The organism is Flavobacterium helocola, assembly GCF_038289885.1.
Classification (GTDB): domain Bacteria; phylum Bacteroidota; class Bacteroidia; order Flavobacteriales; family Flavobacteriaceae; genus Flavobacterium; species Flavobacterium cheniae.
Genome location: NZ_JBBYHT010000001.1, coordinates 831,938 through 851,835, shown reverse-complemented (window position 1 = coordinate 851,835; position 19,898 = coordinate 831,938). Strand labels below are relative to the sequence as shown.

General features: G+C 33.4%; 18 protein-coding genes. 12 read left to right on the top strand and 6 right to left on the bottom strand.

All coding sequences use genetic code 11. The features are described from left to right. Both AAEO58_RS03905 and AAEO58_RS03900 read right to left on the bottom strand, forming a co-directional pair. On the bottom strand, positions 1–429 hold the full coding sequence (locus AAEO58_RS03905) for a deoxycytidylate deaminase (RefSeq protein ID WP_264368795.1): 429 nt from the start codon (positions 427–429) through the stop codon (positions 1–3). After that, a complete protein-coding gene (locus tag AAEO58_RS03900) occupies positions 429–1,022 on the bottom strand; it encodes a HupE/UreJ family protein (RefSeq protein WP_341682074.1) in 594 nt (197 codons plus the stop codon). Before AAEO58_RS03900 ends, AAEO58_RS03905 begins: the two co-directional genes overlap by 1 nt. A gap of 138 nt (positions 1,023–1,160) precedes the next feature. On the opposite strand from AAEO58_RS03900, the gene AAEO58_RS03895 reads away from it, so the two are divergent. The 4 genes from AAEO58_RS03895 (at position 1,161) to AAEO58_RS03880 (ending at position 4,187) form a co-directional block, all read left to right on the top strand. Further along, positions 1,161–1,595 carry a tellurite resistance TerB family protein gene (locus tag AAEO58_RS03895; protein ID WP_341682073.1) on the top strand — a complete coding sequence of 145 codons (435 nt, stop codon included), beginning with the start codon at positions 1,161–1,163 and terminating at the stop codon, positions 1,593–1,595. 207 nt (positions 1,596–1,802) lie between these two features. Then, positions 1,803–2,174: a hypothetical protein gene (locus tag AAEO58_RS03890; RefSeq protein ID WP_341682072.1), complete on the top strand. Its 372-nt coding sequence runs from the start codon at positions 1,803–1,805 to the stop codon at positions 2,172–2,174. Positions 2,175–2,191: 17 nt separating this feature from the next. Then, positions 2,192–2,734, top strand: a complete 543-nt coding sequence (locus AAEO58_RS03885; protein ID WP_341682071.1) for a hypothetical protein — start codon at positions 2,192–2,194, stop codon at positions 2,732–2,734. Positions 2,735–2,789: 55 nt separating this feature from the next. After that, positions 2,790–4,187: a T9SS type A sorting domain-containing protein gene (locus AAEO58_RS03880; RefSeq protein WP_341682070.1), complete on the top strand. Its 1,398-nt coding sequence runs from the start codon at positions 2,790–2,792 to the stop codon at positions 4,185–4,187. 59 nt (positions 4,188–4,246) lie between these two features. Here the strand turns inward: AAEO58_RS03880 and AAEO58_RS03875 are convergent, their stop codons facing one another. Then, the gene (locus AAEO58_RS03875) at positions 4,247–4,807 is read right to left on the bottom strand and encodes a hypothetical protein (protein WP_341682069.1); all 561 of its coding nucleotides are present in this window, start codon (positions 4,805–4,807) and stop codon (positions 4,247–4,249) included. A 24-nt stretch (positions 4,808–4,831) separates the two neighbouring features. Then, a complete protein-coding gene (gene fbp / locus AAEO58_RS03870) occupies positions 4,832–5,839 on the bottom strand; it encodes a class 1 fructose-bisphosphatase (protein ID WP_341682068.1) in 1,008 nt (335 codons plus the stop codon). A gap of 114 nt (positions 5,840–5,953) precedes the next feature. Between fbp and AAEO58_RS03865 the strand changes: the two genes are divergently transcribed. The 8 genes from AAEO58_RS03865 (at position 5,954) to AAEO58_RS03830 (ending at position 16,877) form a co-directional block, all read left to right on the top strand. Further along, positions 5,954–6,430 carry a GNAT family N-acetyltransferase gene (locus AAEO58_RS03865; RefSeq protein ID WP_341682067.1) on the top strand — a complete coding sequence of 159 codons (477 nt, stop codon included), beginning with the start codon at positions 5,954–5,956 and terminating at the stop codon, positions 6,428–6,430. 9 nt (positions 6,431–6,439) lie between these two features. Continuing rightward, the gene (locus AAEO58_RS03860) at positions 6,440–7,693 is read left to right on the top strand and encodes an aspartate kinase (RefSeq protein ID WP_341682066.1); all 1,254 of its coding nucleotides are present in this window, start codon (positions 6,440–6,442) and stop codon (positions 7,691–7,693) included. Between the two features lie 128 nt (positions 7,694–7,821). Further along, positions 7,822–11,226 carry a hypothetical protein gene (locus tag AAEO58_RS03855; protein WP_341682065.1) on the top strand — a complete coding sequence of 1,135 codons (3,405 nt, stop codon included), beginning with the start codon at positions 7,822–7,824 and terminating at the stop codon, positions 11,224–11,226. 62 nt (positions 11,227–11,288) lie between these two features. Then, positions 11,289–14,738, top strand: coding sequence for a T9SS type B sorting domain-containing protein (locus AAEO58_RS03850; protein ID WP_341682063.1), 3,450 nt, complete (start codon positions 11,289–11,291; stop codon positions 14,736–14,738). 6 nt (positions 14,739–14,744) lie between these two features. Continuing rightward, the gene (locus AAEO58_RS03845; RefSeq protein ID WP_133610104.1) at positions 14,745–15,494 is read left to right on the top strand and encodes an enoyl-CoA hydratase/isomerase family protein; all 750 of its coding nucleotides are present in this window, start codon (positions 14,745–14,747) and stop codon (positions 15,492–15,494) included. Then, a complete protein-coding gene (locus AAEO58_RS03840) occupies positions 15,491–15,664 on the top strand; it encodes a hypothetical protein (protein ID WP_341682060.1) in 174 nt (57 codons plus the stop codon). The genes AAEO58_RS03845 and AAEO58_RS03840 overlap by 4 nt, the downstream gene beginning before the upstream one ends. Positions 15,665–15,674: 10 nt before the next feature. Then, positions 15,675–16,127, top strand: a complete 453-nt coding sequence (locus tag AAEO58_RS03835; RefSeq protein ID WP_341682058.1) for a 6-pyruvoyl trahydropterin synthase family protein — start codon at positions 15,675–15,677, stop codon at positions 16,125–16,127. A 9-nt stretch (positions 16,128–16,136) separates the two neighbouring features. Beyond that, positions 16,137–16,877, top strand: coding sequence for a UDP-2,3-diacylglucosamine diphosphatase (locus tag AAEO58_RS03830; RefSeq protein WP_341682057.1), 741 nt, complete (start codon positions 16,137–16,139; stop codon positions 16,875–16,877). On the opposite strand, the gene AAEO58_RS03825 is transcribed toward AAEO58_RS03830, so the two are convergent. Further along, on the bottom strand, positions 16,874–18,130 hold the full coding sequence (locus AAEO58_RS03825; RefSeq protein WP_341682055.1) for an MFS transporter: 1,257 nt from the start codon (positions 18,128–18,130) through the stop codon (positions 16,874–16,876). The two genes, AAEO58_RS03830 and AAEO58_RS03825, sit on opposite strands and share 4 nt — an antisense overlap. Further along, positions 18,123–19,823 (bottom strand): single-stranded-DNA-specific exonuclease RecJ, encoded by a 1,701-nt coding sequence (recJ, locus tag AAEO58_RS03820; protein ID WP_341682053.1) that lies wholly within the window; start codon positions 19,821–19,823, stop codon positions 18,123–18,125. Before recJ ends, AAEO58_RS03825 begins: the two co-directional genes overlap by 8 nt. Positions 19,824–19,898 lie beyond the last annotated feature (75 nt).

The window sequence follows — 19,898 nt, the reverse complement described above, 5'->3', positions numbered from 1 at the left end:
TTAGTCCAAATCTTCAATTAATTCAACCTCAACTCCTGCTTTTCTTAAAAAATCAACTCCGGAAGTATCTTTATATTCTTGATGATACACCACTCTTTTAATGCCCGATTGATGAATTAATTTACTACAATCTTTACAAGGCGAAAGGGTAATATATAACGTAGCATCTTCACACGATTGCGTAGAACGCGCTACTTTTAAAATCGCATTAGCTTCGGCGTGAAGCACGTACCATTTGGTTAAATTGTCTTCGTCTTCACAACAATTTTCAAATCCCGATGGTGTTCCATTGTAACCATCTGAAATAATCATTTTATTTTTAACAATAATTGCACCTACTTTTTTTCGTTGGCAATAGGACAAATTACCCCATTCTTTGGCAATTCGCAAATAAGCTTTATCGTATTTTTCTTTTTTTTCTTTCTTCATTATCGGTTCCAAATTTCGCTTTCAATAATCATTGGCAAAACTACGCCAATTATAAATGCTGACATAACTAAAGCCCAATCTCTTTTTGAAAAACGGAAAAAAGTTTGCACCACATACGAAATGATTAAAACTATAAGTACTACAATTATTTGCGCGGCTTCAATTCCTAATGCGAATTCTAACAAGGGCAGCAATTTATCAGAAGCATTTCCTGGTAAAATTGTTTTAAAGTAATTAGAGAAACCAAGTCCGTGAATGATTCCGAAGAATAAAGTTACGATTGCAACGAAGGTGATACTTTCATTTTTAGAGGATTTTCCAGCGGTAAATAGGTGAAAAATAGCGGTTATAAGAATGGTTATTGGAATTAAAAACTCAACCAAACTGGCTTGAATTTGAACCACTCCATAAACCGACAAAAGCAACGCCAAAGTGTGACCAATGGTGAAAAGCGACACCAAAACAAAGACATTTTTCCCGTCTTTAAAAGCATACGGAATTACCAAAGCCATCAAAAATAAAACGTGGTCGTATGCGTTAATATCTAACACATGCTTAAGACCAATATTAAAATACATCCAAAATTCTGACATAACTACATTTTGTTTGGGGAAATTCAAACTTACGATTTATTTTTAAATGTTTCCAAATTCTCCATCACAAAAGCACATGAAATTGTTTCAAAAAAATAGATTTTTTATGTAATTTTGCAATAATTAAAAACAAACAACATGTCAATTTCAGATTTATTCGATAGCGGTTTTAGAAACAGAAACAAAGGTCATTTTTCAGCAATTGTAAGAGTAGCTTTGTCTGATGGTATTATTGGTCCAGAAGAAAAACACTTCTTAGATAAACTAGCTATCAAATTAGAAATTTCTCAAGCAGAATATGAAGAAATTTTAGAAAATCCTTTAAAATACCCTGTAAATCCGCCTTTATTGCATACACATCGTTTAGAACGTTTATATGATTTATCAAGAATGGTATATGCAGACGAACATGTTTTAGGTGAAAAAGAACACGAATTACTTAAAAAATTCGCTTTAGCATTAGGATTTACAGCAGGAAACGTAGGTTATATTGTAGATAAAGCATTAAAATTAGTAGATATGAATGTGGATTTAGACACCTTCACTTACGAAATGCAACACATGAACAGATAATTCAACCTGTTTTAAAATACAAAAGCACAAATTCGAATGAGTTTGTGCTTTTTTTGTTTAACCTAGCAAACACGCTGTTTTTCATGTGATTACAAAAAAATTAAAATGTTAAATTTTCTAAAATTTAAGAAAATAATTACATTTTTACTTGCTTGGGTCATTTTTTTTTTTTTTATTTAGCCAGTATAACTATAAACAAATTATACAATGAAAAAATTAGTATTAAGTGCCTTATGCGCTTCTGTTTTTTTATTTTCTTGTGCTTCTGCATCAGATGAAAACATTTCAGAAACAACCAAAACAAGCCAAACCCAAGCCAGAACAAGTAGTATTACTAAAACTACTGAAATGATTAATTTTGAAAGTGCTTTAAAAAAGTACATGCAAAACAAACCTTATTTTGATGATACCAAGTTAAAAGAAGAATCAGAAAAAGACATAAGTTTAAATGCTACAAAACTTTTAGTTGCCATAGGCACGCCTGAAAGTGAAATTAAAGAAAATGAGAGCAATGTAAATACATTAATTCCTTTTACTTTAAAAAAATACAGTGCTTTTTTAAACGCAGCTAAAAACTAACTTTTAAACTTATTATCATGAAAAAATATCTTTTTATACTATTTGCAATTGCTCTAGGAACAACTGCAACAGCACAGAAAAAATTATATATCTATAATTTTTCAAGTTATGACGTAACAGTCTCAGACATCATGACAAAACATGTTACTAATTATTATCCTACGCTATTATACAATAATCCTTATATTGTAATTCCCGCAGAAGTAGGAAGCTTTGAATTGTCTAATAATTTATCGAACACACCTCTTTATAGATTCCCTTTTTACTCAACTGCAGATTTAGCAACTACACCTACTTACAGCCCAACCTGGGGAAGATGTTTTAGTTCAACAAATTGCGGCACTTTATCTTCAGCAGGAGCGATGACACTTCAGAGCCCAGCCTCTAATGCACAAGTTTTTCATTGCATAAAATATGAAGATGGCGCAGAAGCAGGTTTATTAGGCACAGGACCATTAGGTGAATCTGAATTGGTTTTAACTAACACAATTGGATATTATGAAGAGTTTGTTTCTGGAACTCTTACAGAATATGTAATTGTTATTCTAAATAATGAATAACTAAAAATAAGGTTGAAAAGTCTAATTTTCAACCTTATTTTTTACAATGTAAATTATGAAAATCCTATTTCTATTTCTATTTTCAATATTTATGTTTTCACAAAGTACACCACCGAGTATTTTGTGGGAGCAAACTTACGCAGATGAAGGTTTGAGAGGAGGAACATCTCTGTTAAGGGTTAACAATAATGAGTTTGTTTTAGCGTCAGGGAATAGTAATAATAATTCTTCTACTTTAATAAAATTAGATACGGAAGGAGAATTAATTTGGGAACAAAATCTTATTAGTAGTTTGAATTATTTTGGAGCTTCCAATCAAAACATAACAAGAGGACAAGACAATTTGTATTATACACTTGCGAATAATTGTGAAAACAGTCAGCAAATAAGCATTCAACAGTTTGATGATAATGGTAGTTTGTTAGAAAATTGGTGTTTGCCAATCGATTATCTTTTCTATTACTCTTGTATCATTTCTACTAATGATGGCGGCTTACTAATTTCGCTTCAACATACTTTAACAAAATTAAATGCTCAAAAAGAAATTCAATGGACTGTGGAAGTTCATCCAGATAATACATTTACAAATTTACTTCAAACTTCAGATGGTCATTTTTTGGCCGTTGGCTCTGGTTATGCTAATCGTGATGAAACAGAAGAAAATTTATTAGGATCTTGCTATTTTGTTAAAATTGACACGAATGGGAATATATTATGGGAAAAAAATTTTGGGGCAGTAAATGCTTTTTCTAATCAAGAATATATTTCTACTGCTATTGAACTGCCTAATGGAAATTATCTTTTAAGTTGTTCCACGAGTGGAGAGGTAAACAACGGTAACTCTTGTATAAATGTTTGGATGGTTACAACCGACACAAATGGAAATATAGTTAATAATTTAACATTAACACCAAATGGCACAAATGGGGGCACCACTTATTCAAAAATTATTTTAGAACCAGATGGTGGTTATGTTGTAGGTGTTTTTAGTAATTGCCAAAGTCCTGAGTCAAATATAGTCTATACTTTTAGACTTATAAAAGCTACTGCTAATAACACAATAGCTTGGGATGTAAGTTTTACAGATGGTATTATTCATGATATTGAAAGAACCTCAGAAGGTGATTATATTGCAGTAGGATCAGATTTTAATCCATCCGTATTTGGTTCTGGTAGTTTAAAAGCCATGAAAATAGGTTGGGAACCTTTATCTACTCCAAGTTTTGAAAACAGTATGAGTCTTTATCCTAATCCGGCACAAGATTTTATTACTATAAAAAATAATTTTTCTGAAAATCAAACTGTCGTTATCTATAACGTTGCTGGACAAACCATCATGAAACAAGAAATTAACCAAAACGAAAATAGGTTAAATATTGCGCAACTGGCTAACGGTATTTATTTTGTTCATCTTCCTGAAAGTAAAACTACGTTGAAGTGGATTAAAGGGTAATTCAAACGGTTTTAAAATACAAAAGCACAAATTCTTAACGAGTTTGTGCTTTTTGTATTCTAATAACAATTTAGTTCATAATCTATAATTAATTGTATCACTCCTTTTTCACCTTTAATCTTCAGTTCATCATTTTTTATTTTATTTGATGTAATTTGACAATCAGATATTTCTCGTAGTACAACATTATTTGAAATTAATCTCGAAAAACCAGTTGCTTCCATATAAGAAATTCTAGTGTTATTTGGTCTAGCAATTATATACACATTTACTGGGGTGTAACTTGGAATTATTGTCTTATACAGCTTTAACTTATTTGAATACATTAAAAGCCCAAAAACTTTATCTTCAATATTATCAAAACGAACTAATTTCCCATCTCTGTAAAAAGTAAAAAACTTCACATCTTTAGGAAGAAACTCCTTTAAATCACCCTTACTGTCTCTTACTGTCAACTTCTCTTCTACATCTAAAACTAACTTGTTTTCAATAGAAAATTCTCTTCTCAGTTTATACTCTCTTAAAGTATCGTTGTTTTTAGTTACAATCTCAAGTTTTGAAGATTGTCCATAGCTGTAAAAAGCTAAAAAACAGAATAAAATGGAAAAAACTTTTGTCATATCTTATAATTTTATTTTAAAAACCTACTTCGCTTTCGCCATAAACTCTTCTGCTTTTTCTACCATGTTTTTACTACCGCAGAAGAATGGAACACGTTGGTGTAATTCTGTCGGTTGAATTTCCATAATTCTTCCAAAACCATCCGAAGCTTTTCCTCCTGCTTGTTCAGCAATAAAAGCCATTGGATTACATTCGTACAACAAACGTAATTTACCATTTGGTGTTTTTGAAGTAGTTGGATATAAGTAAATTCCGCCTTTAATCATGTTTCTATGGAAATCAGAAACTAAACTTCCGATGTATCTTGACGTATAAGGTCTATCACCTTCTTCTAACTGGCAATATTTAATGTAATCTTTCACTCCTTGTGGAAAATGAACATAATTCCCTTCGTTAATCGAGTAAATTTTTCCGTCTTCCGAATATTTCATGTTTGGATGCGACAAGTAGAATGTTCCAATAGCTGGATTTAAAGTAAATCCGTTAACTCCGTGTCCAGTTGTATAAACCAACATGGTTGAAGTTCCATAAATTACATAACCTGCTGCTACTTGATTTACACCTGGTTGCAAGAAATCTTCAATAGTTACTGGAGTTCCAACTGGAGTAATTCTTCTGAAAACTGAAAAAATCGTTCCTACTGAAACATTCACATCAATATTTGAAGAACCATCTAAAGGATCCATCAAAACGACATATTTGTTATTGTGTGAATTATCAGAACCTGCAACCGTAATGAAATCGTCATTTTCTTCCGAACCAATTCCGCAAACAATTTCACGATTGATTAACGTTTGAATAAAAACTTCATTCGCGTAAACGTCTAATTTTTGTTGGTCTTCTCCTTGAATGTTTTGTTCTCCAGCTGCGCCAACAATATCCACTAATCCGGCTTTGTTTACCTTGTAGTTTACTACTTTAGCTGCCAAACGAATGGAGTTAATAATACGAGATAATTCTCCTGTTGAGTACTGAAACGAATTTTGATGTTCAATAATGAATTCGCCTAACGTTCTATTTCTTTCTTCCATTTCGAAAACGATGTAGTTGTGTTTAAGGCACAAATATCGGTAAATTTGTGAAATCAGAGAATTAATTTGAAAAGATGTTTAAGTTAATTTTACTTTTGTAAAAAATTACGAAAAATGATTATCCGAAAAGCCACCAAAAACGACATGCCATCTGTTTTAGAATTGATTCAGGAATTAGCTACTTTTGAAAAAGAACCTGATGCTGTTGTCGTTACCGTTGATGATTTAGTACGCGATGGTTTTTCAGAAAATCCACTTTTTCAATGTTTTGTTGCTGAAGTTGATGGCGAAATTATCGGAATGGCTTTGTTTTATTATCGTTTTTCGACTTGGAAAGGTAAAACCATCCATTTAGAAGATTTAATTGTAAAAGAAAGTAAACGTGGAACAGGTGCCGGATTTGCACTTTACAAAGAAATCATCAAACAAGGAAAAGCCGAAAATGTCCGCAGAATCGAATGGAATGTTTTAGACTGGAACACACCAGCTATTGATTTCTATGAAAAATCAGGCGCTAAAGTTTTAGGTGATTGGCGTGTGGTGCATATGGACGACAAGGGAATTGAACAATTTTTAAACACAACTATATAATTCTTCAAAATGAAAATTTTTAAATTTGGAGGTGCATCGGTTAAAGATGCCGAAGGCGTAAAAAACGTATTACATGTTTTAAACACGGTAGGACACGAAGATGTTTTATTGGTAATTTCCGCCATGGGAAAAACCACGAATGCATTAGAAGTGGTAATCAAAAATTACTTTGATAAATCGAAGGAATTACATGCATCACTTCAAGAAGTTCGAAAGTACCACAACCAAATTTTATTAGACTTATTTGAAGACGAAGAGCACGATGTGTTTTTTGATGTAAATGCGCATTTTGATGATTTAGAATATTTTATTCGCAGTAACAAATCGCCAAATTATAGTTTTGTTTACGACCAAGTGGTGAGCATTGGAGAATTAGTTTCTACTACGATTGTAAGTCATTATTTCAATTATAGCGGATTAAAAAACAATTGGATTGATGTGCGCCCATTAATCAAAACCGACAACAATTACCGGGATGCGCAAGTCGATTGGGAAACCACTCAAAAGTTGATTTCAAAAGGTGTTAAAAAGAAAACCCTAAACATCACACAAGGATTTTTAGGTTCAGATGAGAATAATTTTACAACTACTTTAGGTCGCGAAGGTTCGGATTATACGGCTGCGATTTTTGCTTATTGTTTAGGTGCGGAAAGCGTTACCATTTGGAAAGACGTTCCTGGGGTTTTAAATGCCGATCCTAGATATTTTGAAAATGCGGTTTTATTGAACCAAATTTCCTACAGAGAAGCTATTGAGTTAGCGTTTTACGGAGCTTCGGTTATTCACCCAAAAACGTTACAACCTTTACAGAAAAAGGAAATTCCGTTGTTTGTAAAATCGTTTATCAATCCAACATTAGCAGGAACTAGCGTTTCAAAAGGAGCTGATTTAGAACCACACACGCCTTGTTTCATTGTAAAGAAAAACCAATTGTTGTTATCGTTATCATCAATTGATTTCGATTTCATCATGGAGAATCATATCAGTGAAATCTTTGCTTTGTTTGCGAAATTCAAAGTAAAAGTGAATTTAATTCAAAACACGGCAATTAGTTTCTCAGTTTGTATTGAAGACAAATACAACAACTTTGAAGAGTTACGAAAAGTGTTGGCAAAAAAATTCAAAGTTTCGTATAATGAAAATGTATCGCTTTACACTATCAGACATTTTGACGAAAATGCTTCAAAAGTGGTAGAAACAAACAAAACGATTTTGTTACGCCAGATTTCAAGAGAAACAATGCAGGTGATTACAAAGGAGTAGTCTTAAAATAAATTACCACAGATTCACAGATTACTATTTAAAAAATCTGCGAATCTGCGGTTCAAATAAAATCATTCCTTTTTTCAAACAATAAATACTACTTTTGAAGATTCGGAGTTATAGTATTTATGCAAAAAATTGTTTTTTTAGCTGGATTTCTGTTGTGTTTTTTGGGCAGTTTTGCTCAAGAGACGTTACAATCGTATCCAACTAAAAAAATTGCTTTTTCAAAAGACACCATTTCGATAGAAAAATTCAGTTTAAACAATTCCTTTTTTGAAATTAAAGACAAAAATGGAAAAGTCATCGATACCAGTTTTTACAAGGTAAATTTCCAAAAAGGAACGTTGGTTTTTACCAAAGAAATCACAACTTCCGATTCGTTAGTGGTTCGCTATTCAAAATTTCCAGAGTTTTTAACCAAAACGTATTCTATTTATGATGACGACAAAGTGGTTTCCAACGAAGCCGGAAAATTAGTCGTTTTCAAAAAAGACAAAAACACCAAATTCAAACCTTTCGACGGATTGAATACTTCGGGAAGTATTACACGTGGCGTTACGGTTGGAAACAATCAAAACACGGTAGTGAACTCGAATTTAGATTTACAAATCACAGGAAAAATTTCGGATAAAGTGAGTTTGCGTGCTTCCATTCAAGACAGTAATATTCCGTTGCAAGAAGGCGGTTACTCTCAAAAATTAGATGAATTTGACCAAATTTTCATCGAATTATTTTCGGATAAATGGAACATTCGAGCTGGAGATTTATTTTTAGAAAATCGAAAATCCGCTTTCCTAAATTTTAATAAAAAAGTACAAGGTTTAGCCACTCGATTTACCTTTGGAACACCAGATAAAAAAACCGAAGTCGTTGCTTCTGGAGCTTTGGTCCGTGGACAATATGCCCGAAGTTCATTCGTTGGTCAAGAAGGTAATCAAGGTCCATATAAATTGCGTGGCAACAACAACGAATTGTACGTTTTAGTAATTTCAGGTTCTGAACGGGTTTATGTAAACGGAATTTTGAAAACTCGTGGCGAAAACAACGATTATATCATCGATTACAACGCTGGAGAAATCATTTTTACCTCTTTATTTCCGATTACTTCCGAAATGCGAATCAATGTTGAATACCAATATACGGATAGAAATTACACGCGATTTATAACTTACGGCGGTATTTCGCACGAGCGAGAAAATTGGCAAATTGGTGGTTATGTGTATTCGGAAAGTGATGTGAAAAATCAGCCGTTACAACAAAATTTATCTTCGGAACAAATTGATATTTTGCAAAACGCTGGTGATGATATTTCGCAAATGAATGGACCTTCAGCTTATTTAGATTCCTATTCCGAAAATAAAATTTTGTACAAAAAAGTAATTATTGGTGCTGTAGAAGTTTTTGAATATTCGAATAATCCAACAGACGAATTGTACAATGTGAGATTTTCATTGGTTGGGAATTTTCAAGGAAACTATGTTTTGGTCAACAATCAAGCCGTTGGAAAAATTTATGAATATGTAGCGCCAATTGCAGGAATTCCGCAAGGAAATTATGAACCAATTGTTCGTTTGATTGCGCCTACAAAAATTCAAATGGCAACGATTTTAGGAAATTACAATCCGAACGAGAAAACGCTTTTAGATTTTGAAGTAGCAGTAAGCAACAGCGATCAAAATTTGTATTCGACTTTAGATGACAATAATAACAAAGGTTTTGCTGGGAAATTCAACGGAAAACAACGTGTTTTTGATGGAAAAACCAAAATTGATGCGTTTGCAAATTATCAATTAGTACAAGAAAATTTCAAAACGATTGAACGTTTGTACAACATCGAATTTAATCGTGATTGGAACATCACTTCAATATTATTAGGCAATCAAAGTTTTTTGACTTCGGGATTAGATTTTAATTTCAATAACAAAGGAAAAGCGATTTATCAGTTTGAAAATTTAACTTTTGGCGATTCTTTTTCGGGAAATAAACACACTTTTTCAGGAAGATATGCTGCCAAAAATTGGATGATTTGGAGTAACTCGAGCGTAATGAAAAGCGATTCTGAACTTTCGAATTCGTCTTTTTCTCGAAGTGAAAATCGTACGTCGTATAAATTGGGTAAAAATTGGGTTGGTGCCACGGTGAATTTAGAAGACAATTCGGAAAAACTGAAGACAACCAATGCATTTTCGGCTTTAAGCCAACGTTTTTTAGAATATGGTGCATTTGTAGGAAGAGGCGATTCTACAAAGGTTTTCGTGGAACTAGGATTTTTACAACGTCAGAATGATAGTTTGCAAAACAACCGAATTGAGCGTGTAAATCATTCGAATTCGTATTACTTAAAATCGCAATTAATTAAAACCGAAAAAAGCAATTTGAGCGTGTTTTTAAATTATCGTACTTTGAAATATGAAGATGCCAATTTAAAAGATGAACCATCATTGAATTCACGAATTTTGTATTCGGATAGATTTTTTGGACAATTGATTCAAACTACAACCGCTTATGAAACCAGTTCGGGAACGATAGCACAACAAGAATTTACCTATTTACAAGTAGAACCTGGACAAGGCGTTTACATGTGGAACGATTATAATGGCAACGGAATTCAGGAATTACAAGAGTTTGAAATTGCTCCGTATTCTGATTTAGCGATTTATGTTCGAGTGTTTTTACCGAATCAGGTTTTTGTAAGAACGCATCAAAATAAATTTTCGCAAGCGTTGAATTTCAATTTTAACCAATGGCAAAATGAAAAAGGATTTAAGAAATTCGCTTCGCATTTTTACAATCAAACTTCGTTTTTAATTGATCGAAAAATAAAAAGGAATGGTGCTAATTTCGATTTGAATCCGTTTTCAAAAGAGGAAGAAGAGTTGATTGGTTTGAATACAAATTTTAGAAACAGTTTGTTTTTTAATCGTGGGAAACAACATCATTCAACCACTTATTCATTCTTGTTAAATGAAAATCAGAATTTACTTTCTGTGGGAAGTGTTGCTGCTAAAAACCAATCGCATCAATTGCAATATCAGCATTTGGTAAAGAAAAGTTGGTTGTTTAATCTTTCGGGAAGTACCACTTCAACCGAATCCACTTCCGAGAACTATCCAAATCGAAATTTCGAGATTGACGGTTATCAAATTGAACCAAAAATCGGGTACTTGTTTTCCAAAAATGCGAGTTGGGATATTTTTTACGAATTTCAACAAAAGGAAAATCAAATTGGAGCTTTTGAAACGTTAAAACAAACTCGATTAGGAACATCATTTACCTTCAACAGTGAAAAAGGATTTAGCATGAATGGTGAATTTTCAATGTACAACAATTCGTATGATGGAAATGCTTTATCAGCAGTAGGCTTTCAAATGTTAGAAGGTTTACAGCCTGGCAAAAATCAAACGTGGAGATTGCTTTTACAGAAAAACTTGACGCAATATCTAGACATTAATATCAATTATCAAGGTAGAAACAGCGAAACTAGTAAAACGATTCATACAGGAAACGTCCAGTTAAGAGCTTTTTTTTAGTTAATATTTAGATTAATTCTACATTTCTACTTATTTTTACAAGCTTATTTCAATTTCTTGCAATGAAAAATCTCACAATAAAATTATTTTTTATTTTATTTCTAAATTTTAGTTTTGGACAGTTAAGTAACAAACATTGGTTACCTCCTTTACATTGTAGAGATGCCTCTTCTGTGGATGACCACTATTTATACTTATCTACTCAAGAAACAACTCCTTTTCAAGTTACGGTTACTGATGGTGCTGGAAACCCTTTTGGAACAAGCCCATATACTATTTCAGCAGGCACCCCTTTGACCATAGATATTGGCTTTGGACAAAATACAAAAATGTTTGTTGGACAAGAAAATGTAAACATTGTTTTAAGTGATAGTGGAATCATATTAGAAGGACCCAAGGATTTTTATGTAAGCTTTAGAGTTAGGTCGCAAAACCATGCCGAAATGTTAGTTTCAAAAGGGAAGCCAGGAATTGGAACTAGCTTTAGATTAGGACACATCATAAATGAATCTGCAGATCCAAGAAAATCTTTTGTTACAAGTGTAATGGCAACAGAAGACAATACCAATATTAGTTTGTCTGATTATGATCCAAATGTCGTTTTTACTACAAGTACGGGAATAATAAATGTTGCTTCTCAAAGTTTCTCATTAAATGCCGGACAAAGTATTATTTTTACAGGTTATAGCGATACTTCTGAAAATTTAGATGGTGCTATTGGAGCGTTAATTACTTCGGACAAGCCTGTTGCTGTAAATTCTGGAAATGCATTAGGTGGAATAGAACAAAACAGAGCTGACTTTGCATTAGACCAAATTGTTTCTTCTTCACAAATAGGAAATGAATATATATTTATTGAAGGAAACGGACTTGCAACTATGGAATTACCCTTAATTGTTGCAAATGAAGATAACACCGAAATATTTGTCAATGGTTCTCCAACACCAAATGCTACAATAAATGCTGGTGATTATTATTTAGTTGATAATTCGTTTTACCAAGGCACAACAAATAGAAACATTTATGTTAGAACTTCAAAAAACGTTTACGCTTATCAATTACTAGGTGGCGGAAATGATACTGCTACAGCTGGATTAAATTTCATTCCACCTTTAAGTTGTTTCTTTCAAAATTCGGTAAACATTCCTGATGTTAATATAATTGGAGCAACTTCTTATACAGCAGATTTAATGGTTTTAACTTATGGTTCTGCGACTTTAACATTGAATGGGTCAAATATTCCAAATTCTCAAGCACAATCTGTGCTAGGAAATACTGATTGGGTAACGTACAGAATATCTGGAGTTAGTGGAAATGTAAATATTGAATCAACTGGTCCTTTAGCTGTTGGTGTTTTTGGATTCATTGGTACGTCTTCAGGTTTTGCTGGATATTATTCAGGTTTTGGTAGCAACCCAGAAGATACAGATGTTGCGGTTTGCTCAAATGAAACAGTTAACCTTTTTGAAGCCATAACAGGTAACCCTGGTGAAAACGGCACTTGGACTGTTCCAGCAGGCGGAGCGCCATTAAATAATGATGTTTTTGACCCAACAATCAATATTCCGGGTGAATATATATACCAATTTACAAAAGACTGTAACTCATCACCAACAACAATTCCTGTAAAAGTTAATGTTACCATTCAACAAGCTCCTAATGCGGGAACAAGTTTAACTTATTCAACATGTGTAAACGCTAATTCATTTGACTTATTTACACTATTAGGCACTACCACAACTACTGGAGGAACTTGGTCTTCTGCACTTGCATCTGGAACAAGCATTTTTAATCCAGCTTTAGATTCATCCGGTGTTTATACCTACACTATACCTGAAAATGGTGCATGTCCTGCGGTTTCTGCAAGTGTTACAATAACAAACAATCCAATTCCAACCGCACCGGTGATTTCTAATTTTAGCTTGTGTGACAACAACCTTGACGGAGATGACACAAATGGATTTGTTACTTTTGATTTAACTCAAAAAAGTAATGAAATTTCAACTCTTATTCCTGGATACAACATTACTTATCACACCGATTTATCAGAAGCAATAGCTGGAAGCAACAGCATAACTTCGATATATGAAACGAATAGAATTATTTATGTAAGATTGACAAATACAACTAACGGATGTTATTTTATTGTAACATTTAATCTAGTTGTTAATCCTAAACCTGTAGTTAATGCAATCGTTACTTTAAAACAATGTGATACTGATACAGACGCAAACACAACATTCAATTTAACTCAAGCTAATGTTTTAATTTCTACAGATAGTAATTTAACCTTTTCATATCACAATAGTTTAACTGGAGCTAATAATAACAACGACCTAGTTACTAATGAAGTTGCATTCAATGCAGCTAATGGAAGTACGGTTTGGGCAAGAATAACAAATTCTAATGGTTGTTTTAGAACTTCAAGAGTTAATTTAGTTGTATCAGCTACAACAGTTCCTCAAACCTATAGATATACAATTGATGATGTTTGCGATGATTATTTGAATGCTACAGATCCTAATGGAGATGGAATAGGATATTTTAATTTAACCGAAATTGAACCTGCTTTAACAAACCAATTCCCTACAGGTCAATCGTATACTTTTACTTATTATTTAAATCAAAATGATGCCGAAACGGAGCAAAATGCAATAACTGACATCAATAATTTCAGAAATACAGTTGCCAACAATCAACTTATTTGGGTTCGAATAGAAAGTAATTTATTTGAATGTGCAGGATTAGGTCCATTTTTAGAATTAATTGTTAATCCATTACCTGATACTAATTTAGGAGATGATTTTGTTATCTGTATTGATCCAGTAACAGGAATTGGCTCACAAACTATAAATGCAACACCAATTACGCCTGGAAATTACAGTTACGCCTGGACTCCAGCTAATCCAAGTGGAAATATATCAACTTACAACATTACCACGCCTGGAACTTACGAAGTAACTGTAACAAATTTAGACACCTCATGTAGTTTTACAGATTCTGTTGAGGCTACTTTTTCTTCTGAACCAGCAAGTGTTACTGCCGAACTATTAACGCCAGCTTTTTCTACTGGTTTAGCTACAATTCAAGCTGTAGCAATTGGAGGATTTGGTGTTTATGAATATAGTTTAAACGGAATAGATTGGCAACCAAGTCCTGTTTTCAGTAATTTGCCAAATGGATCTTACACCATTTATGTTAGAGATATTCAAGGTTGTGGTTTACTATTGACTAATACTATTCAAACCATTACTTATCCTAACTATTTTACTCCAAACGGAGATGGTTATAACGATAGATGGAATATTAACTTACCAGAAGAATATCAAGGCTTAATTTCCATTTATGATCGTTATGGTAAATTGATGAAACAAATGAGTCCAGACGGCTTAGGATGGGACGGAACATTCAACGGCGAATTATTGCCTTCTACTGACTATTGGTTTAAAGTTGAGTATAACGAAGACAACATAAGAAAAGAATTTAAATCACATTTTAGTTTAAAAAGATAATTACAAATGGGAACAATAGAAACCATAATTAATGGAAACATTGCTACTTTACTATTTTTTCATCCCTCAAGCAATTCATTTCCAAGTACATTATTACAACAATTAACCGATGAAATTAACACTTTAAGTAAAAATGATTCCGTTTCTATAATTATTTTAAAAAGTGCAGGAACTGGAGCATTTTGTGCAGGTGCCTCATTTGATGAATTACTTTCTGTAAGCAATTATGAAGAAGGTAGTCGCTTCTTTTCTGGATTTGCCAATGTAATCAATGCTATGAGAAAATGTCCTAAATTAATCATTGGAAGAATTCATGGTAAAGCTGTTGGAGGTGGAGTTGGATTAGCTTCTGCTTGTGATTATTCATTCGCAACTACTAAAAGTGAAATCAAACTTTCTGAAATTGCTATTGGAATTGGTCCTTTTGTTATTGAGCCAGCTGTTTCAAGAAAAATTGGAAAAATGGCCATGTCAGAAATGACTCTTAACCCAACCGCTTGGAAAACTTCAAAATGGGCATTTGAAAAAGGATTATTTTCTGAAGTTTTCGAAACCATTGAAGATTTAGACATAAGACTTGAAGAATATACTAAAGAACTTTCATCTTACAATCCCGATGCCTTATTAGAAATGAAGAAAGTGCTTTGGGAAGGAACAAGTCATTGGGACAGTTTACTTTATGAAAGAGCAGCAATTTCTGGAAGGCTAGTATTATCAGATTTTACTAAAAATGCATTAGAAAAATTTAAAAAATGAGAAGTTTAATCATTTTCCTTCAACAAGTTAATGTTGAGCAAAAATTAAAAGACGCTCCAGATGGTCAATATCAAATTGGAGTTCTTATTGGTTCATTTGTACCTTTTATCGTATTAGTCGGAATCGCCTACGCACTTTATTACAGAGCAAAAAAGAAAGAAAAAAATTAAATTAAATAAGATGTCAAACATAAGAATTACCAAACAGTTTAACTTTGAAACAGGCCATGCCCTTTATGGTTACGATGGAAAGTGTAAAAATGTTCACGGGCATAGCTATAAACTATCAGTTACTGTAATTGGAAAACCCATAAAAGACACTTCAAATGTAAAATATGGAATGGTGATTGACTTTGGTGATTTAAAGAAAATTGTCAAAGAACAAATTGTAGACGTGTTTGACCATGCTACTGTTTTCAACAAAAACACACCCCATATTGAGTTGGCACACGAATTAAAATCAAGAGGTCATGACGTAATTTTAGTTGATTATCAACCTACAAGTGAAAATATGGTAATTGATTTTTCTAATAAAATTAAAAATCTTTTACCTGATAGTATAAAACTACATTCTCTCAGATTACAAGAAACTGAAACTTCTTTTGCTGAATGGTTTGCTTCTGATAATGAATAAGGAAAATCTATGAAAATCTATTTCGCATCCGATCAACACTTTGGGGCTCCAACCCCAGAATTAAGTTTTCCTAGAGAACAAAAATTCATTCAATGGCTTGATATTGTTAAGCAAGATGCCGATGCAATTTTTTTATTAGGCGATTTATTCGACTTCTGGTTTGAATACAAAACAGTTGTACCAAAAGGATTTATAAGAGTTTTAGGAAAATTAGCTGAAATTAAGGATTCTGGAATTCCAATCTATTTTTTTGTAGGAAATCACGACTTATGGATGGGCGATTATTTCCAAAAAGAGCTAAATATTCCCGTTTATCACGATAATCAAGAATTTACTTTTAACGATAAAACATTCTTAATAGGCCATGGAGATGGAAAAGGTCCCGGCGACATGGGTTATAAACGAATGAAAAAAGTCTTTACTAATCCGTTTTCAAAATGGTTATTTCGTTGGTTGCATCCTGATATTGGTGTGAAATTAGCCCAATATTTATCCGTAAAAAACAAATTGATTTCAGGGGCAGAAGATGTAAAATATTTAGGAGAAGACAATGAATGGTTAGTGCAATATTGCAAACGAAAGTTAGAAACTAAAGAGTACAATTTCTTCGTTTTTGGTCATCGTCATTTACCATTGGAAATAGAATTGACTGAAAACTCAAAATATGTGAATTTAGGCGATTGGATTGGTTATTTCACTTATGGTGTTTTTGATGGAGAAAAATTGGAATTAAAAGAATTCAAAAACTAAATTGTTTCTAAATCTTTTTCGATATCCAGTTCTCTGAATTTTGGTGAAGCCACAGCGGTAACGCCTACAATTCCTAAGGTCATCATTCCACCAAAAACTACAGCAGGAACTACTCCCATGATTTTGGAAGCCAAGCCGCTTTCAAAAGCTCCTAATTCGTTAGACGAACCCACGAAAATAGAATTTACAGAAGACACGCGACCTCGCATATGATCAGGTGTGTAAATTTGAAGAATGGTTTGTCGAATTACTACTGAAATTCCATCGGTAACTCCACTTAAAAACAAAGCTACTACAGATAACCAAAAGTTAGTTGATAAACCAAAAACGATAATACAAACTCCAAATCCGAAAACAGCTAACAATAACTTTTTACCTGCTTTTTGATGTAACGGAATGGATGTAGCCACTAACATTGTTATTAATCCACCAATAGCTGGTGCGGCTCTTAAAATTCCGAATCCTTCCGAACCCACTTTTAAAATGTCTTGCGCAAAAATAGGCAATAAAGCGACAGCTCCACCAAACAAAACCGCAAACATATCAAGCGAAATCGCATTTAAAATGGTTTTATTTTGAAACACAAAAGACAGACCTTCTTTCAAACTCTTAAAAATAGGTTCACCAATTTTTGGATTTAAAATCGGCTTTCTTTCAATTTGTGTTAGCACGATTAAAGCCATTATCACACAAAAAACCACAAAAACCAACGACCAAAAAACCCCAAACCAACCAATAGCAAATCCCGCCAATGCTGGTCCGATTACAGCCGCCACTTGCCAAGTAGAACTACTCCATGTCGCCGCATTAGGTTGTTCTTTTTTAGGAATAATCAATCCTAATAAACTAAAAACAGACGGAATTAAAAAAGCCCGAATGATTCCGCCAACGAAAACTAAAGCGTAAATTCCGTAAAGAATCGTGCTTTTGGAAAAGGAATCAATAAAATTTGGATGAACTAAAAGACATAACAAGGCGCTAATTGTTGCTAATCCTGAAAAACATTTGATTAACAAACCCTTTTTCTCGTTTTGATCCACAATGTGTCCGGCGAACAATGCCATACTAATTGCAGGAATGATTTCCATTAAACCTATTAATCCCAATGACAACGGATCTTTTGTGATGCGATACACTTCCCACTCAATCAACACAAATTGCATTGACCAAGCCAATACAATAAACAATCGCATGGCTAAAAACCAGCGAAATTCGGGTATTCGTAAAGATGAAAATGGGTCTTTTTTAGCCATTTGAAGCATTAATGTCGCGTAATTGCAGTTGCAAAGTTACAGTATCTTTCCATTCGTTTTCTTCTAAAGAAAAAATTGCATCGAATTTATTTTTATTAGCAACCAAGTCTAATTTATTTCCCAATCCAAAACCAATCGCACCAAAACTTTCCGAATTGCCTTGTTTTACAAATGCTTTCAAATGTTCGTTATCGGAGCCTAATGCTTTTGCATAACCTGAATCGGTTAATCCTTTCGCTAAAAATAACGGTGTCATATTTTCAGGTCCGAATGGTTCAAATTGCTTCAATAAACGAATCAACTTCGGATTAATTTCTGATAACTCTATTTCGGCATCATATGAAATTTCCGGAGTCAATAAATCGGGATGAATGGTTTCTTGAACTACTTTTTCGAAGGCGTTTTTGAAATTTTCATAATTTTCTTCCAAAAGTGTCATACCAGCTGCATACATGTGGCCGCCGAATTGCTCCAAATGTTCGGCACAAGCTTCCAACGCATTATACACATCGAAATCTTTCACAGAACGTGCCGAAGCTGCTAATTTTTCACCACTTTTCGTAAAAACGATCGTTGGGCGATAATAATTCTCTACAAGTCTTGAAGCGACAATTCCGATAACACCTTTGTGCCAATTTTCTTGGTAGACGACAGTTGAAAAACGGTTTTGCTCATTATTTTCTTCGATTTGAAGTAAAGCTTCTTTGGTAATTTGTTTGTCTAATTCTTTTCTATCGGAATTATGCTGTTCGATATCGGAGGCGAATTGTTCCGCTTGATCTAAATCGTATTCGGTTAATAAAGCAACCGCTTCGTTTCCGTGCTTGATTCTTCCAGCTGCATTGATTCTTGGTGCGACGATAAAAACTACATCCGTAATCGTCAAGACTTTTTTCTTTACATTTTGAATCAACGCTTTTATACCTGGTCTTGGATTCGAATTAATCACTTCTAAACCAAATTTCGCTAACACTCGATTTTCACCCGTAATCGGAACAATATCTGCGGCTATGGCTGTTGCAACTAAATCTAAATACAACACTAAATCTTCAATGGTTTGGTTTCTATTTTCGGCTAAAGCCTGAATCAATTTAAATCCGACACCGCAGCCGCATAATTCATCATACGGATACGAACAATCTTCTCGTTTTGGATCTAAAATTGCAACCGCATCGGGCAAAATATCGCCTGGTCGGTGATGGTCGCAAATAATAAAATCGATGTTTTTTGCTTTGGCATAATTCACATGATCAATCGATTTAATACCACAATCCAAAGCGATGATTAAGGAAATATCGTTGTCTTCGGCATAGTCAATACCCATGTAAGAAATGCCGTAACCTTCTGCATATCTATCTGGAATATAGGTCGCAACATTCGGATAAAAACTACGCAAATAACTCGAAACTAAGGAAACAGCGGTTGTTCCATCGACATCGTAATCCCCGAAAACTAAGATGTTTTCGTTATTAGCAATCGCTTTTTCAATTCGCACCACGGCTTTGTCCATATCTTTCATCAGATACGGATTGTGCAAATCGGCTAAAGTGGGACGGAAAAAGGTTTTGGCTTGTTCGAAGGTTTCAATACCTCGCTGAACTAATAATTTTGCGATGATTTCATCGACTTGAAGGGCGCTCTGAATGGCTTGTACTTTTTCTGGATTTGGCTTATATTTTGGATTCCAACGCATAGTTTAATTACGAATTAAAAATTATGAATTATTTTATTTTGGCTTATATAACTGAATTGCAAATGTATAAATATT